The organism is Methylobacterium sp. A54F (genome assembly GCF_053346035.1).
This window is the reverse complement of sequence record NZ_JBKFBF010000016.1, coordinates 85936-101315: the sequence shown is the minus strand read 5'-3', so window position 1 is coordinate 101315 and position 15380 is coordinate 85936. Positions and strand designations below refer to the sequence as shown.

Annotated in this window: 14 protein-coding genes and 1 rRNA gene; 7 read left to right on the top strand and 8 right to left on the bottom strand. The window is 73.8% G+C overall.

From position 1 onward, the window contains the following. Positions 1-91 (top strand): 5S ribosomal RNA (gene rrf, locus ACLBXP_RS22230); the annotation flags it as partial. Between the two features lie 102 nt (positions 92-193). On the opposite strand, the gene dinB is transcribed toward rrf, so the two are convergent. The 6 genes from dinB to ACLBXP_RS22200 form a co-directional block, all read right to left on the bottom strand. Continuing rightward, positions 194-1294 (bottom strand): DNA polymerase IV, encoded by a 1101-nt coding sequence (gene dinB, locus ACLBXP_RS22225; RefSeq protein ID WP_447669999.1) that lies wholly within the window; start codon positions 1292-1294, stop codon positions 194-196. 130 nt (positions 1295-1424) lie between these two features. Beyond that, positions 1425-2426 carry an ABC transporter ATP-binding protein gene (locus ACLBXP_RS22220; RefSeq protein ID WP_447669998.1) on the bottom strand — a complete coding sequence of 334 codons (1002 nt, stop codon included), beginning with the start codon at positions 2424-2426 and terminating at the stop codon, positions 1425-1427. Then, positions 2423-3481 carry an ABC transporter ATP-binding protein gene (locus ACLBXP_RS22215; RefSeq protein WP_447669997.1) on the bottom strand — a complete coding sequence of 353 codons (1059 nt, stop codon included), beginning with the start codon at positions 3479-3481 and terminating at the stop codon, positions 2423-2425. Before ACLBXP_RS22215 ends, ACLBXP_RS22220 begins: the two co-directional genes overlap by 4 nt. Continuing rightward, entirely contained in the window at positions 3478-4452 is a 975-nt protein-coding gene (locus tag ACLBXP_RS22210) for an ABC transporter permease (RefSeq protein ID WP_447669996.1), read from the bottom strand. Before ACLBXP_RS22210 ends, ACLBXP_RS22215 begins: the two co-directional genes overlap by 4 nt. Positions 4453-4456: 4 nt before the next feature. After that, entirely contained in the window at positions 4457-5410 is a 954-nt protein-coding gene (locus tag ACLBXP_RS22205; RefSeq protein ID WP_447669995.1) for an ABC transporter permease, read from the bottom strand. Between the two features lie 178 nt (positions 5411-5588). After that, positions 5589-7250: an ABC transporter substrate-binding protein gene (locus tag ACLBXP_RS22200; protein WP_447669994.1), complete on the bottom strand. Its 1662-nt coding sequence runs from the start codon at positions 7248-7250 to the stop codon at positions 5589-5591. A 164-nt stretch (positions 7251-7414) separates the two neighbouring features. Between ACLBXP_RS22200 and ACLBXP_RS22195 the strand changes: the two genes are divergently transcribed. From ACLBXP_RS22195 to ACLBXP_RS22170, 6 genes are all read left to right on the top strand, one after another. Then, positions 7415-8311 (top strand): LysR family transcriptional regulator, encoded by an 897-nt coding sequence (locus tag ACLBXP_RS22195; RefSeq protein WP_447669993.1) that lies wholly within the window; start codon positions 7415-7417, stop codon positions 8309-8311. 124 nt (positions 8312-8435) lie between these two features. Further along, positions 8436-9197 (top strand): 5-oxoprolinase subunit B family protein, encoded by a 762-nt coding sequence (locus tag ACLBXP_RS22190; protein WP_447669992.1) that lies wholly within the window; start codon positions 8436-8438, stop codon positions 9195-9197. Beyond that, positions 9194-10198 carry a 5-oxoprolinase subunit C family protein gene (locus tag ACLBXP_RS22185; protein ID WP_447669991.1) on the top strand — a complete coding sequence of 335 codons (1005 nt, stop codon included), beginning with the start codon at positions 9194-9196 and terminating at the stop codon, positions 10196-10198. The genes ACLBXP_RS22190 and ACLBXP_RS22185 overlap by 4 nt, the downstream gene beginning before the upstream one ends. A gap of 44 nt (positions 10199-10242) precedes the next feature. Then, a complete protein-coding gene (locus ACLBXP_RS22180) occupies positions 10243-11064 on the top strand; it encodes a putative hydro-lyase (RefSeq protein WP_447669990.1) in 822 nt (273 codons plus the stop codon). Between the two features lie 36 nt (positions 11065-11100). Further along, positions 11101-12387: an MFS transporter gene (locus ACLBXP_RS22175; RefSeq protein WP_447669989.1), complete on the top strand. Its 1287-nt coding sequence runs from the start codon at positions 11101-11103 to the stop codon at positions 12385-12387. Between the two features lie 93 nt (positions 12388-12480). Further along, a complete protein-coding gene (locus tag ACLBXP_RS22170) occupies positions 12481-13641 on the top strand; it encodes a dimethylmenaquinone methyltransferase (RefSeq protein WP_447669988.1) in 1161 nt (386 codons plus the stop codon). A 50-nt stretch (positions 13642-13691) separates the two neighbouring features. On the opposite strand, the gene rnhA is transcribed toward ACLBXP_RS22170, so the two are convergent. Further along, entirely contained in the window at positions 13692-14378 is a 687-nt protein-coding gene (gene rnhA / locus ACLBXP_RS22165; RefSeq protein ID WP_447669987.1) for a ribonuclease HI, read from the bottom strand. Positions 14379-14477: 99 nt separating this feature from the next. After that, a complete protein-coding gene (locus ACLBXP_RS22160) occupies positions 14478-15368 on the bottom strand; it encodes a sterol desaturase family protein (protein ID WP_447669986.1) in 891 nt (296 codons plus the stop codon). Positions 15369-15380: the final 12 nt, after the last annotated feature.

Genomic DNA, 15380 nt, shown 5'->3' with positions numbered 1-15380 from the left:
GAACCCGATCCCATCTCGAACTCGGCCGTTAAACGCACCAGCGCCCATGGTACTGTGTCTCAAGGCACGGGAGAGTCGGTCGCCGCCAGGCCCGCACAGCGCAATCCAGCAAACCCTCGACACGATCCACTACCGCAAAAGGCCGCCCCTCACCGGGCGGCCTTTTCGCGTTCAAGGCCCCTCGGATCGCCGATCAGATCGCCAGGCCGAGCTGCAGCGGCGCCCGCGTCGGGCCGTGCTGCAGGCTCGACAGGGAGACGCCGAGGAGGCGCACGCTCCGGCGCAGCGGGAAGACGTCCTGCAGGAGCGCGAGGCTCACCTGCTCCAGGGTCGCGCGGTCGGGGACCGGCTCGGGCAGCGAGCGCGCCCGGGTGATCTGCTCGAAATCCGAGAACTTCACCTTCAGGGTCACGGTCCGGCCGCCGACCTCGCGGGCCGCGCAGGCCGCCCAGACCTTGTCGAGGATCGGGGCCAGGCGCTCGGCCAGCACCGGGAACGTCGCCGCATCGTCCGGGAAGGTGTTCTCGGCGCCGATGGACTTGCGGATGCGGTGCGCCCGCACGGCGCGCCGGTCGTCCCCGCGGGCGACGGCGTGGTAGTAGGGCCCGGCGCTGCCGAAGGCGGCCACGAGCTCTTCCAGGGTGCGGGCCTTCAGGTCGCGGCCGGTCTCGATGCCGAGGCGCTTCATCTTGGCCTCGGTCACGGGGCCGACGCCGTGGAAGCGGCCGATGGCCAGCGCCTCCACGAAGCCCGGGCCCATGGCGGGGGTGATCACGAACAGCGCGTTCGGCTTGCGGTAGTCCGAGGCGACCTTGGCCAGGAACTTGTTGTAGGAGACGCCCGCCGAGGCGACGAGGCCGGTGCGGGCCAGGATGTCCGCGCGGATCGCGCGCGCGACCGCGGTGGCGGTCGGCAGACCCTGGCGGTTCTCGGTCACGTCGAGGTAGGCCTCGTCGAGCGCCACCGGCTCGATCAGGTCGGTGTGCTCGGAAAAGACCGCGCGGATCTCCTCGGAGATCGCCCGATAGACGTCGAAGCGGGGCTTCACGAAGACGAGGTCCGGGCAGAGCCGCCGCGCCGTGACCGAGGGCATCGCCGAGCGCACCCCGAAGGCCCGCGCCTCGTAGCTCGCCGCCGCCACCACCCCGCGCTCGCGCGAGCCGCCCACGGCGATGGGCCGGCCCCGCAAGGCCGGATCGTCCCGCTGCTCGACGGAGGCGTAGAACGCATCCATGTCGATGTGGATGATCTTCCGGACGTCGGGACAACCCCCGGACGTGTCCTCCCTGCTCATCGCGATCCCGGGATGCAGCTTTCCGTTCGGTCTTTGTTCCGGAAACCGCCGCCTCCGGTCAAGCCGCGGCGGGGGCTTGTCGACAGGCTCCTCGAAAGTCCTCTGGCCTCCCGGAGGCGCGGATCCGCCGTCAGGCCGGCGCCGGAGCGCCCCCGAACGCCGCTGCGGCCTCGGCCGTCCGCCAGCAGGCGGCGGCCTGTCCGGGCGCGACGGCCATGGGAGGCGGGGCCTCGCGGCCGCAGCGGTCCTCGGCCAGGAAGCAGCGGGGGGCGAAGGCGCAGCCCGGCGGGCGGGCGGCGAGGTCGGGCGGGCTGCCCGGAATCGTGACGAGGCGCGCGCCGCGCGCCATCGCCCCGTCGGCCCGGCTCCTGAGCAGGCCGATCGTGTAGGGGTGGTGCGGGGTGCGCACCACCTGGCGGGCGGAGCCGGATTCGACGATGCGGCCGGCGTACATCACGGCGATGCGGTCGGCGACCTCGACCGCCGCGCCGAGGTCGTGGGTGACGAAGATCGTCGAGAGGCCGAGCTCCGCCTGCAGCTCCCGCAGGAGGAGCAGGATCTGGATCTGCACGGTGGCGTCGAGGGCGGTGGTGGGCTCGTCGGCCAGCAGCACCTCGGGCCGGCAGGCCAGCGCCAGCGCGATCATGGCGCGCTGGCGCATGCCGCCGGACATCTCGTGCGGATAGGCGTCGAGGCGTCGCTCCGGGCTCGGGATGCGCACGCGCTCGAACATCGCGAGCGCCCGCGCCCGCGCCGCGGCCGCGCCGACGCCCTCGTGGCGGCGCACCGCCTCGGCGATCTGGCGGCCCACCGTGTAGACCGGGTCGAAGGCGAGCAGCGGCTCCTGGAAGATCATCGAGACCGTGCGGCCCTGGAAGGCGGCGAGCGCGCCCTTCGAGAGGCCGAGCACGTCGCGCCCGCCGACGCGGATGCGCCCCTCCGTGCGGCTGCGGCGCTCCGGGTGGAGGCGCAGGATCGCGCGGAGCGTCACGCTCTTGCCGGAGCCGGACTCGCCGATGAGGGCCACCGCCTCGCCCTTGGCCAGGGTGAGGTCGACGCCGTCGACGGCGCGCACCGGCCCGAAGGAGACCCGGAGGTTCTCGATCGCGACGGCGGGCTCGGTCGCGCTCATGCGGCCTCCGCGGCTGCGGCCAGGGTGTGGCCCGAGCCCGGCTGGCGGGCGAGGCAGGCGGCGCGATGCTCCGGCCCGATCGCGTCGAGGGGCGGCTCGGTCGAGCCGCAGACGCCCTCCGCCAGCCGGCAGCGCGGGTGGAAGCGGCAGCCGGCCGGCGGATCGATCGGGTTCGGGGGATCCCCGGCGAGCAGCGCGACCTGCGTGCGCGCATCCGGGTCGAGGGAGGGCATCGCGGCGAGCAGCGCCTCGGCGTAGGGGTGGGCGGGCCGCGACAGGACCCGCTCGGCGGGGCCGATCTCGGCGACGCGGCCGAGATACATCACCATCACCCGGTCGCAGATGAAGCGCACCACGTTGAGGTCGTGGCTGATGAACAGGTAGGTCAGGCCGAACTCCTGCTTGAGGTCGAGGAGGAGGTTCAGCACCTGCGCCTCCACCGACTTGTCGAGGGCCGAGACCGCCTCGTCGAGAAGGAGGAGCCGCGGCTCCAGGGCGAGCGCGCGGGCGATGTTGACCCGCTGGCGCTGGCCGCCGGACAGCTCGTGCGGATAGCGGTCCGCGAAGCGCCGCGGCTCCAGGCCCACCCGGGCGAGGAGGCCGCGGGCGCGCTCCGTCGCGGCCCGGGCGCCGAGGCCGTTGACCCGCGGCCCGAAGGCGATGGACGCCTCGACGCTCATGCGCGGGTTGAGAGAGGCGTAGGAATCCTGGAACACCATCTGGGCCTGCCGGCGGAAGCTGCGCCAGGGCAGGGCCCGGCTCCCCACCGCCTCGCCGTCGAACAGCACCTGCCCGGCATCGGGCGCGATCAGCCCCATCAGGAGGCGCGCGGTGGTGGACTTGCCGCAGCCGGATTCGCCGACGATGCCGAGGGTCTCGCCCTTGAGGGCCGTGAAGTCGACGCCGTCGACCGCCCGCACCGCGCGGGCCGGCCCGCGGGCGAGGCCCGTCCGGACGGGGAAGTGCTTCACGAGGCCGGAGACGCTGAGGAGCGGCTGGGCCGGGCCGCCGCGGTCGCGCGGGTCGGTCGTCACCGGGGCCGTGGCGGCGGTCATGAGCGGATGTCCATGGCGGCGCGCAACCCGTCCGAGAACAGGTTGAAGGCGATCGAGACGATGAAGATCGCGAGGCCGGGCAGGGCCGCGACGAGGGGGTTCACGTAGATCGCGGTGCGCAGGGTGTTGAGCATCAGGCCCCATTCGGGCTCCGGCGGGCGCACGCCGAGGCCGAGGAACGACAGGCCCGAGGCGAGGATCATCGAGACGCTGATCAGGCTCGTCGCGTAGACGAAGATCGGCCCGAGCACGTTGCCGAGCACCTGCACGCGCACGATGGTGAAGGGCGAGGCGCCGGAGAGCCGCGCTGCGTCGACGTAGTCGCGGGTCCGGATCTGCGTGGTCACGCTCTCGGCGACCCGCGCGATCTGGGGCACGAACACGCAGGTCAGCGAGACGATGGCGTTGAACACCCCGGCCCCGAGCGCCCCCGACAGGGCGATGGCGAGCAGCACCGACGGAAAGGCGAAGAACACGTCGATGGTGCGCATCACCACCGTGTTGAGGAGCCCGCCCGCGTAGCCGGCGACGATGCCGAGCCCCGAGCCGAGCACGAAGGCGATCAGGACGGGCGTGACGCCCATGAACAGGGAGAGGCGCCCGCCCATCATCAGGCGGCTCAGCATGTCGCGGCCGAGCTCGTCCGAGCCGAGCCAGTAGGTCGCGTCGCCGACCGGGCGGAGGCGGCGCAGCATGGAGCCCTTGTAGGGGTCCATCGGCGTGATCCAGGGCGCGAGGAGCGCGACCGCGACGATGAGGAGGATGATGCCGGCCGCGCCGAGGGCGACGGGGTCGCGCAGGAGCTTGGCGCCGACATGCCCCCAGTAGCCGCGGGAGGAGCCCTGGGAGGAGCCGTGGGAAGAGCCGCCTGCGGACAGGGCGGCCGCCCCGCCGGCGCCGAGGGGCGCCCCCTCGGCGAGGGCCGCGACGTCGGCGGCCGTGACGGGTGCGGCGGTGACGGGTGGGGTCATCGGTTCAGCCCCGCGCGATGCGCGGATCGAGGGCCGTCTGCATCACGTCCACGATCAGGTTGAGCGCCACGAAGAACATCGCCAGCACCAGGATCGCCCCCTGCAGCAGCGGCAGGTCCCGCTGGAAGATGGCGGCGTTGAGGAGGAAGCCGGTGCCGGGCCAGGCGAACACCGTCTCGATGAGGATCGACCCGCCGAGCAGGTAGCCGAGCTGCAGGCCCATGATGGCGAGCGCCGTGGGGGCGGCGTTGCGCACCACGTGGCGGAACACGCCCGGTCCGGTGAGGCCCTTGGCGCGCAGAGCCTCCACGAAATCCTGGGCCAGGATGTCGCCGACGAGCGCCCGCACGGTGCGGGCGATGATGCCCATCGGGATCACCGACATCGTGACGGCGGGCAGGATGAGGTAGCGCAGGTGCTCGAGGTCCGGCCGCCAGTTGCCCGAGCCGTCCGGCCCCGCGCCGGTCGGGGGCAGCCAGCCGAGATGGGCGGAGAACACGATCACCAGCACCATGCCGAGCCAGTAATGGGGCACGCTGACGCCGAACACCGCCACCAGCGAGGCGAGACGGTCCGGGAGCGTGTTGCGCCGGTAGCCCGCCACGAAGCCGAAGAGGGCGCCGAAGGTGAAGCCGATCAGCGTCGCGACGCTCGCCAGGATGAGGCTGTTCACCACCGCCCGCCCGACCTCGGAGAGGACGGGGCGCCCGGTCGCGATGGAGTTGCCGAGGTCCCCGTGCAGGACGCGCCAGAGCCAGAGCCCGTACTGCACGGGCAGGGGCTTGTCGAAGCCGTAGGCCGCGCGCAGCTCCGCGATGGTCTCCGGCCCGGCATCGACCGGCAGCACCGCGCTCAGGGGATCGCCCGGCGCGAGGTGCACCAGGAGGAAGCAGACGAGGCTGACCCCGAGGGCGACCGGCGTGACGTAGACGAGGCGTTTCAGGACGTAGAGGAGCATCGGGGACCTCGGGCGTGCCGGGCATGCAACGGGGCCGCCGCTTGCCCGCCCCCCTCCGCGGGGGCGGGTGGGCCGGCCGTCGGGCCGGATCGGGCGCGGGGCGCGCCGGCCCCGCGCCGCGCCTGCCCCGCGGGGGCCCGGCCCCCGCGGCGGCGGGCGGGTGATCCGGCGCCGCCCATCACCGCCCGGCCGTCGCCATGGTGATCGGCGAGAAGTCCTGGAACCAGTTCTGCGCCTGCACGAAGCCCTTCACCTTCGGGCTCATCGCCCGCGGGTTCACGTCGTGGGTGATCATCAGGAACAGCGCGTCGTCCACGAACTTCTCGTGCACCTTCCTCAGCACGGCGTTCTGCTCGGCCGGGTCGAAGGCGTTGCGGATCCCGGCGAAGAGCTTGTCCATCTCGGGGTCGCAGAAATAGCCCCAGTTGGTCCCGCTCGGGGGCGTGAGGTCGCATTGCAGGTGGCGGCTGAAGGCCGTGAAGGGGTCCTGGATGAAGTAGGAGTAGTTCAGGCCCGTGGCGCCGCGGGCCATGTCCGACTTCGCGCCCGCCCGCCAGATGTTGATGAGCGTGTTCCACTCCACGACCTCGAACGCGATCTCGATGCCGACCTCGGCGAGGCTCTGCTGCACGAACTCGTTCATGGGCAGGGGCTGCATCTGGCCCGAGCCCGAGGCCGAGATCAGGATCTTGGTCTTCAGGGGCTTGCCCGGCCCGTAGCCGGCCTCGGCGAGCAGCTTCCGGGCCGCCTCGGGATCGTAGGCGAGCTTGAAGCCCGGGCTGCCGAACCACTGGTGGCCGGGGGGCATGAAGCCCTGCGCGGGGATCGCGAGGCCGCCGAGCAGCTCCCGCAGCCCGTCGCGGTCGATGGCGAGGTTCGCCGCCTTGCGCACCCGGATGTCGTTCCAGGGAGAGCCCGGGACCCGCGAGAGGTGCCAGGTCCAGTTGTGCGGATAGCTGTTCGTGACGATCTGGAAGCCCGCCCCCTTGAGGGAGGGCACCGCGTCGGGGGCGGGCGCCTCGATCCAGTCGACCTGGCCGGAGCGGAGCGCCGCGACCCGGGCGTTGGCCTCGGGCAGGGGCACCAGCACGAGCTTGTCGAGCTTCGGGATCCGCGCCTTGTCCCAGTAGGCGGCGTTCGGGACCATCTCGGCCCGCTCGCGCGGGGCGAACAGGGTGAGCTTCCAGGGTCCGGTGCCCGAGGGGGTCCTGGCGAAGGCATCCCAGCTCCGGCCGAGCTTCTCCCACTGGGCGGGCGAGGACATCATCACCCAGGCGATCTGGTAGGGCAGGGTAGCATCCGGCGCCTTGGTGCGGATCTCGACGGTGAGGGGGTCGACCACCCGGTAGCTCGCCACCGCCGGGATGCGCGAGCGCCCCTGCGCCGACTGGCGCGGATCGAATTGCGGCGCGTCGTTCTTCAGGAGCTTGTCGAGGTTCCAGACCACCGCGTCCGCCGTGAAGGCCGACCCGTCGTGGAAGCTCACGCCCTCGCGCAGCTTGAAGGTCCAGAGGGTCTTGTCGGCGGCATCCACGGCCCAGCTCTGAGCGAGGCCCGGGGCGAGGTCGGAGGGCTTCGTGGCGCTCGACAGGTCCCAGTTCACGAGGCCGTCGTAGACCGTGTAGCCCATGAACCGCATGCCCTCGCCGCCGTTGTCGGCCTGCCCCGTGGTGAGCGGGATGTCCGAGGCGGTCATGCCGATGCGCAGCACGCCCTGCGCCGATGCGATGCCGAGCGGGGCCGGCGCTCCCGCCAAGCCGAGGGCCGCGGCGAGCGCCAGGCGGCGCAGGCGCCATCCGTTCGCGCGGAGCCCGCGCGTCGTCCGAGTGTGAGGCCGCATGCCGATCCGCTATCCGTTCTCCGCCCGCACCCCTCCGGCCGAGGGGCGCTGCTGGGCCGGCATCTTGTATGCAAGCCGGTGGCCAGTTCGGCCGGGCCCGCGGGGATTCCACCGCGCGGACGGATGCGGCAGGGTCGACCGGGCGCCGCACGATCGGGGGGGTCATGGCCGATCTCAGGAGCCTCGAGATCTTCTACTGGACCGCGACGCTCGGCAGCTTCAGCCGGGCGAGCGAGCGGGTGAACACCACCCAGCCCGCCGTCTCCCAGCGCATCGCCGCGCTGGAGGCCGAGTTCGGCGCCGCCCTGTTCGAGCGGCGCGGACGCGGGGTCGCGCTGACGCCCAAGGGCCGGGCGCTGCTGGCCTACGCGGAGCGCTTCCTGGCGCTGCGGGCCGAGATGCGCGCCGCGCTGGCGACGCCGGAGACCACGGCCGGGGCGCTCCGCCTCGGTGTCTCCGAGACGATCGTGCAGACCTGGCTGCCCCGCTTCCTCGAGCGCATGAGCGCGACCTACCCGGGCGTCACCATCGACATCGCCGTCGACATCTCGCCGAACATGCGCGACGCCCTGCTGTCCCGCGAGCTCGACCTCGCGTTCCTCGTCGGGCCCATCACGGTGCCGAGCCTCGTGAACCATCCCCTCTGCCGCGTCGGCCTCGCCTGGATCGCGGCGCCGGGGCTGGAGACCGGGGCGGGCCCCCTCGACCTCGCGGCCCTGACCCGGCACCCGGTGATCACCTACCCGCGCAACACCAGCCCCTACGCCGAGCTGCGCGAGCTGATCCTGCGGGCGAACCTGCCGCCGCCGCGGCTGCACACCAGCGCCTCGCTCGCCACCATCGTGCGCATGGGCATCGAGGGCCTCGGCATCTGCCTGATCCCGCCCGACGTGGTCCGGGCGGAGCTCACCGCCGGCTCCCTGCGGGTCCTGCCGAGCGCCGTCGGCCTCTCGGACATCCCCTTCACGGCCACCTACGCGGCCGGTCCCGACACGGAGCTCGCCGAGCGTGCGGCCGGGATCGCGCGCGCGGTGGCGGCGGAACCCGACTGGCGCCGATAAGGGCGGCTTATGGCTCCGCATCGCCAATGACGATTGGCGCAGATCTGGGCAGGCTGCGAACCTGCCGCATCGCGAGGCAAGGGACGAATCGCCGTCAGGCCCGTCCCGCAGCCCGGAGGACGAGATGCCCCATCCCGCTTCCGTCACCCACCCCCGCTTCCTCGATGCGGGCGAGGCCGCCCTGGTGGTCGAGTTCGGCGACGCGGTCGACCCCGCCCTGAACGACCGCGTGCTCGCCCTCGACGCGGCGCTCCGGGCGAGCCCGCCCCCGGGGCTCGCCGAGACCGTGCCGACCTACCGCTCGCTGATGCTCCACTACGACCCGCTCGCGATCGGCCGGGCCGACCTCGTCGGGGCGGTCGAGGACGCGCTGGGCCGGGAAGGCCCCCGCCGGGACGGCGGCGCGGGCCGGACCTGGATCCTGCCCTGCTGCTACGATCCGGCGCTCGCCGAGGACATCGGCGAGGCGGCGCAGGCCCTCGGGATCACGCCGGAACGCCTCGCCGAGCGTCACGCGGGGGCCGCGTACCGGGTCTACATGTACGGCTTCGCGCCGGGCTTCGCCTATCTGGGCGGCCTGCCCGAGGAGCTCGCCGGCCCGCGCCGCCCGAGCCCGCGCCCGCCCCACCCCGAGAACGCGGTGATGATCGGCGGCGGCCTTGCGGCGGTGGCGACCGTGCCCATGCCCACCGGCTGGTACGTGATCGGCCGGACCCCCGAGCGGCTCTACGCTCCCGAGCGCGCGTCGCCCTTCCTCGTCGAGGGCGGCGACACCCTGCGCTTCGAGGCCGTGGACGCGGCGGCCTTCGCCGACCTCGACCGGCGGGCGCGCGCCGGCGAGACCGTCTCGCGCGCCGGCGAGACGCGCACCGGGAGGCCCGCATGACCGCCCTGCGCATCCTCGCCTCGGGCGGCGCCACCCTGCAGGACGGCGGCCGGCACGGCTACCTGCGCTACGGCATCACGCCGGCCGGCCCGATGGACCCCCTGGCCCATGCCACCGCCAACCGGGCGCTCGGCAATGCCCCCGGCGGCGCCGCGGTGGAGGTCTCCCTCGGCGGCCTCTCGGTCACCGCGGAGGACGGCGCGGTCGACGTGGCGCTCGCGGGCGGCGCCTTCCGGATCGATCTCGACGGGCGTCCCCTGCCGGGCGCCGTCGCCCTGACGCTGCGGCCCGGCGCGCGCCTCACCCTGCGGCCCGGCCGCGCGGGCGCCTGGTGCACGCTCGCGGTCGCGGCCCGCATCGCGGTGCCGGCCCTCCTCGGCTCCCTGGCCACCCACGCCCGCTCGCGCATGGGCGGCCTCGACGGGCGGGCCCTGCGGGAGGGGGACGCGCTGCCCTTGGCCGATGCGCGCGCGGGCGTCGGCGAGCCGGTCCGCCTCCTCGCCCCCTGGCTGGAGCGGCCGGCGGACACGATCCGGGTCGTGCCGGGCCCGCAGGCCGACCACTTCTCGGGGGACGCCGTCGCGGCCTTCCTGGACGGGCCCTGGACGGTGAGCCCCCGCGGCGACCGCATGGCCTGCTTCCTCGACGGCGCGCCGGTCGCCCACGCGCGCGGCCACGACATCGTCTCGGACGGCGTCGCCATGGGGGCGGTCCAGGTCCCCGGGTCGGGGCACCCGATCGTGCTGATGGCCGACCGCCAGCCCACCGGCGGCTACCCCAAGATCGCCACCGTGATCGGGCCGGACCTCGGCCGCCTCGCGCAGGCGCAGGCGGGCACGCGGCTGCGCTTCCGCACGGTGAGCCTCGACGAGGCCGTGGCGGCCCGCCGCGCCGAGGCCGCCTGCCTCGCCCCCGCCATCCCGACGGAGCCGGTGGTCCGCACCGCGTTCACCCCCGAGTTCCTGCTCGAACGGAACCTGATCGACGGGGTGGTCGGGTGAGCGGGACGAACGCGACGAGCGCGCGCAACGAAACGGAGGACAGGATGATCCCCAAGGTCGACCCCGCCGGCACGCCGGCCGAATCCCTCGCCGACGCGGCCGCCGCGCGGCGCGCCATCCGCTCCGGCGCCTGGCGGGGCCACACCAGCGGCCTGGCGCCGGCCCACGTGCAGGGCAACCTCGTGGTTCTGCCGGACGCGCTGGCGGGCGACTTCCTGCGCTTCTGCCAGGCGAACCCCAAGCCCTGCCCGCTGATCGGCGTCTCGGAGCCGGGCGCGCGGGGCATCCCGGCGCTGGGGCCTGACCTCGACATCGCCACCGACGTGCCGGCCTACCGGGTCTTCGCGGACGGCGCTCTCGTCGCCGAGCCCGCGCAGGTGGCCGACCTCTGGCGGGACGACCTCGTGAGCTTCGTCCTCGGCTGCTCGTTCTCGTTCGAGCACCTGCTGATGGAGGCCGGCATCCCGCTGCGCCACGTGGCCGAGGGGCGCAACGTCGCGATGTACCAGACGAGCATCGCGACCCGCCGGGCCGGCGCCTTCCACGGGCCGATGGTGGTGTCGATGCGGCCGATGCGGGCGGCGGACGCGATCCGCGCCGTGCAGGTCACCGCTCGCGTCCCGGCGGTGCACGGGGCGCCCGTCCACCTCGGCGATCCGGCGCTGATCGGCATCGCGGACCTCGCCCGCCCCGATTACGGCGACCCGGTCGCCGTGCGGCCGGACGAGATCCCGGTCTTCTGGGCCTGCGGGGTGACGCCCCAGGCGGTGGTGGCCGCCGCCAAGCCCGACTTCTGCATCACGCACGCGCCGGGGCACATGCTGATCACCGATCTCCTCAACCGCGACCTGCCCTTCGCAGCCTGAGCGGGCACCTCCAACACCGAACGGGAGCCTCGAGCCATGTGGTTGAAAGACACGAATCCGGGTGAGCGCAAGGTGCTCGGCGCGGCGTTCGCCGGCTACGGCGTCGATGCGTTCGACTACATGGTCTACACCTTCCTGATCCCGACGCTCGCGATGGTCTGGGGGCTCACCAACGTCCAGGCCGGCAACATCGCCACCGCGGCGCTGGTCACCTCGGCGATCGGCGGCTGGGGCGCCGGCATCCTGGCCGACCGCTACGGCCGGGTGGTGATCCTGCAGGTGACGGTGGCGTGGTTCTCGCTCTTCACCGTGCTGTCGGGCTTCACGCAATCCTACGAGCAGCTGCTGTTCACCCGCGCCATGCAGGGTTTCGGCTTCGGCGGCGAGTGGTCGGTGGGCTCGGTGCTGATCGCCGAGACCATCCAGGCGCGCTACCGCGGCAAGGCGGTGGGCCTCGTGCAGTCGAGCTGGGCGGTGGGCTGGGCCTGCGCGGCCATCGCCTTCTGGGCGGTCTTCGCCTTCGTGGAGCCGGCCACCGCCTGGCGGGTGCTGTTCTGGCTCGGCACGGTGCCGGCGGTGCTGATCTTCTGGATCCGCCGCAACATCGGCGACCCGAAGGTCTACACCGAAGCGAAGGCCGAGGCGGCCCGCACCGGCGCCCGCGCCAACGCGCTCGAGATCTTCACCGGGCCGCTCCTCGGCCGGACCGTGCTGGCGAGCCTGCTCGCCACCGGCATGCAGGGCGCCTACTACGCCGTCACAACCTGGCTGCCGACCTACCTGAAGACCGAGCGCCACCTCTCGGTGCTCAACACCAGCGGCTACCTCCTGGTGCTGATCCTCGGCTCGTTCATCGGCTACCTGACGAGCGGCTGGCTCTCGGACCGGATCGGGCGCCGCCGCGGCTTCATGCTGTTCGGCGCCTGCGCGGGGGCCCTCGTCGTGGCCTACACGCACCTGCCGATCACGGACGGCATGATGCTGGTGCTGGGCTTTCCCCTCGGCTTCTTCCTCTCCGGCGTGTTCTCCGGCATGGGCGCCTTCCTGAGCGAGCTCTTCCCCGTGCGGGTGCGGGGCTCGGCGCAGGGCTTCTGCTACAATTCCGGGCGGGCGCTCGGCGCGGTCTGCCCGGCCCTCGTCGGCTACTTCAGCGGCACCATGGGCCTCGGGGTGGCGATCGGGACGCTCGCGGTGGCGGGCTACGCCCTCGTGGTGGTCGCGGCCTTCTTCCTGCCCGAGACGGCCGGCCGCGACCTCGAGGCCGCTGCGGCCGAGGAGGCGGTGGCCGACCGGCCCGGCGCCCTGCCGCAGGGCTCGGCCTGAGGCAGCCCCTCGACCAGCAGCCTCTTGACCAGCAGCCCTCGGGCCGCGAAGCCAGCGGACGACAAGCCCTGGCCGCGCCCGAGGACCGCCCCCTTGACCCTCACCCAGATCACCCACCACGACCTCGACGGCTACGGCGCCGCGACGATCGTGGCCGCGTTCGCCGCGCCCGCGCGGATCGTGCACGTCCCGCGCTACTCCGACGTCGGCCCCGTCGTGGAGGCGGAGCTGAAGCGCCTCGACAAGGCGCGGGAGCCGGAGGGGCTGATCCTCACCGACCTCGGCCTGGAGGCCGTCGCGGTGAAGTTCCTGCGCAGCTTCGCGGCGCTCAACCGGCGCCGGGAGGAGGGGCTCCGCCATCGCCTGACGGTGCTCGACCACCACGCCTCCTCCCTCGACCAGCTCCGCGAGCAGGGCCTCGCGCCGGCCGTCCACCCGGAGCGGACGGGCCTCTGGAGCGTCGATCTCGGCGATCCGCTGATCACGGTCCTGATCGACGAGGGGCGCTCGGCCACCCGGATGGCCTACGAGCACCGCGACCTCTACGCCGACCGCGAACCCGCGGCGGAGACGGCCGACCTCGAAGCCCTGGTGGGGGCGATCGACGCCCTCGACCTCTGGCGCAAGGACAGGCCGGAGTTCCTGGGGGGCCTCGCCCTCGACGAGGTGTTCTGGGACAATGTCGGCACCCTGGTGCCGGTCGGCCATCCCTGGCACGACCCGTTCGTCGCCCGCCTCCTCCTCGGCCTCGCCGGGCTGCTGCGGGGCGGCGCGAGCCCGGCCGAGATCGAGCGCGGCGTCAGCGCCGTCCGGCTCGCGGCCTGCGACGCCCTGCTGGCGGAGGAGCCCGGCGACGAACCGGCCCTGACGACGCGCATGCGCATGGCCCGGGCGCTCGCCCGCTCGGACAGCCTGTTCCATGCCCTCTCGGACGGCACGCTCCTGTCCTTCGGCCTCGATTCCGGCACCTTCCAGCGCGTCTCGGACCACGTCATGGCGCTCGGCCGGGCGAAGCGGGTCGTGAACGTGCAGAGGGTCGGTACCCTGTCCTTCCGCTCGAACGACGAGACGGCGCTGGACGGGGCGCGCAGGTTCCGCGGCGGCGGCCACAAGGACGCGGCCGGCGGCAAGCTCACGAGCGGCTCGGCCTACTCGCTCGCCGACGCCGTCGCCCAGGTCGAGCCGGTCCTCAACCCGCCCCCGCCGGACCCGGCCGCGAGCCCCTTCGCGGCGCTCCGGAACTGGAAGGGCTAGGGCGGGCCCGAAGTTGCCGGGCCGCCCGCCAAGCCGCCCCTAGGTCGCCCTCAGGCCGCCGTGGCGGGCTTGTCGGCCAGGCCCGCGCGGACGCGGTCCAGGCCCTCCGGTCCCAGCGCCAGGGCGAGGCGCACCGCCTCGGCCACGAAGGCGTCGGGCGTCGTGCCCGCGCGCCGCGCTGCGCGGGACACCTCCAGGCCGAGGGCGAGGTCGAGGGCGACCGGGGCTGTGCGGGGGGGCGGCGCGGCGGACGCGGCCGGTGCCGAGGGCGCCCGCGGCGCGGCCGGCGGCGTGCCCTCCTGGGCGAGCCCGAGCGCCTGCCGGCGCCCCTGCGTGGCGAGGCGGTCGGCCCGCTCGTTGCGGGGGTCGCCGGCGTGGCCCCGCACCCAGGTCCAGCGCACGTCCCGCGCGGCCGCGAGCGCGTCGAGCTCCTGCATCAGGTCGATGTTCTTCACCGGACCGGTGGCGGTGCGCCAGCCCCGCGCCTTCCAGCCGCGCATCCACTCGGTGACCGACTTCACCACGTACTGGCTGTCGCAGCGCATCTCGATCTGCGCGCCCTCGGGGAAGTGCGACAGCGCGCGGATCGCGGCGGTCAGCTCCATGCGGTTGTTGGTGGTGGCGCGCTCGCCGCCGCAGAGCTCGATGGTCTCGTCGGGGCCGGAGATCACGACCCCCCAGCCGCCCGGGCCGGGATTGGGGTCGCAGCCGCCGTCGGCGTAGACGATGGTTCGCATGGGGTTTCGGCTGCCTGTCTGATGCGGGTCGGGTCGAGCCTACCCCAGCGGGGCAAGGGAGTCAGGCCGGGGACTGGGAGTCAGGCCGGGGACGGGGAATCAGGCCGTCGCCGGCGCCGTCCCGGGCTCGACGGGCGGGGGCGGTTCGGCCGCGGGGCGCCGGTAGGCGCCGGGCCGGAAGGGCAGGAGGAGCTGGTCGAGGAGGCCGAGCTCGCTCACCCCGGCGACGCCGACCGGACCGTCGCAGGGGCCCGGCACACGGTGGGTGCCGAAGGCGCGGTCGAACAGCGAGAACACCGTGGCGAAGTTGGTGTCGAAGGCCGCCGGGTCGGTGGCGTGGTGCCAGCGGTGCATGGCCGGCGAGACCAGGACGGCCCGCAGCGGCCCGAGGGTCCAGGGCAGGTCGGCGTGGATGAACTCGCCGTAGAAGTGCTTCACGAGCCAGGCCACCACCAGCGCGTAGGGGGGCAGGCCGAGCAGGCTGAGCATCAGGCCGTCGATGAGCACCGTGGTGAGCCGGTTGATCGGGTGGAAGCGGAACACCGCGAGCCAGGTCATCTCGGTGTCGCTGTGGTGGAGCGCGTGGGCGGGCCAGAGCCAGCGGGTGTGCTCCAGGCGGTGCCGCCAGTAGCCGATGAAGTCGGCCGCGAACACGGCGCAGAACGTCACCAGGGCCACCGGCAGCGCCTCCCAGGCCGCCGGCGGCACGAGGTGGAGGCCGTTCGCGTCGAGGGCGCCGCGCATCGCCACCAGCATCAGGCCGAGGGGCGGCGCGATCAGCAGCGGGTCGAGCCCGATGAGCACGAGATTGCGCAGGATCTCGGGCACGGCGCGGCGGCCGTCGGCGATGGCGGCGCTGCCCTTGGCGATCAGCGCCAGGGCCCCGAAGAGGAGGCCCGGCAGGGCAAGCTGCTCCAGGGCTTCGGCGAGCGTCGTGCCGGTTCGCAGCAGGAGGTCTTGAACCGGCAAATCTTGGAGAAGCGGGAGCATCGGCGGCAACGT

Excerpts from the sequence above, each read along its gene's own strand:
- dinB (WP_447669999.1), bottom strand. The coding sequence starts at position 1,294 with ATGAGCAGGGAGGACACGTCCGGGGGTTGTCCCGACGTCCGGAAGATC.
- ACLBXP_RS22220 (WP_447669998.1), bottom strand. The coding sequence starts at position 2,426 with ATGAGCGCGACCGAGCCCGCCGTCGCGATCGAGAACCTCCGGGTCTCC.
- ACLBXP_RS22215 (WP_447669997.1), bottom strand. The coding sequence starts at position 3,481 with ATGACCGCCGCCACGGCCCCGGTGACGACCGACCCGCGCGACCGCGGC.
- ACLBXP_RS22210 (WP_447669996.1), bottom strand. The coding sequence starts at position 4,452 with ATGACCCCACCCGTCACCGCCGCACCCGTCACGGCCGCCGACGTCGCG.
- ACLBXP_RS22205 (WP_447669995.1), bottom strand. The coding sequence starts at position 5,410 with ATGCTCCTCTACGTCCTGAAACGCCTCGTCTACGTCACGCCGGTCGCC.
- ACLBXP_RS22200 (WP_447669994.1), bottom strand. The coding sequence starts at position 7,250 with ATGCGGCCTCACACTCGGACGACGCGCGGGCTCCGCGCGAACGGATGG.
- ACLBXP_RS22195 (WP_447669993.1), top strand. The coding sequence starts at position 7,415 with ATGGCCGATCTCAGGAGCCTCGAGATCTTCTACTGGACCGCGACGCTC.
- ACLBXP_RS22190 (WP_447669992.1), top strand. The coding sequence starts at position 8,436 with ATGCCCCATCCCGCTTCCGTCACCCACCCCCGCTTCCTCGATGCGGGC.
- ACLBXP_RS22185 (WP_447669991.1), top strand. The coding sequence starts at position 9,194 with ATGACCGCCCTGCGCATCCTCGCCTCGGGCGGCGCCACCCTGCAGGAC.
- ACLBXP_RS22180 (WP_447669990.1), top strand. The coding sequence starts at position 10,243 with ATGATCCCCAAGGTCGACCCCGCCGGCACGCCGGCCGAATCCCTCGCC.
- ACLBXP_RS22175 (WP_447669989.1), top strand. The coding sequence starts at position 11,101 with ATGTGGTTGAAAGACACGAATCCGGGTGAGCGCAAGGTGCTCGGCGCG.
- rnhA (WP_447669987.1), bottom strand. The coding sequence starts at position 14,378 with ATGCGAACCATCGTCTACGCCGACGGCGGCTGCGACCCCAATCCCGGC.
- ACLBXP_RS22160 (WP_447669986.1), bottom strand. The coding sequence starts at position 15,368 with ATGCTCCCGCTTCTCCAAGATTTGCCGGTTCAAGACCTCCTGCTGCGA.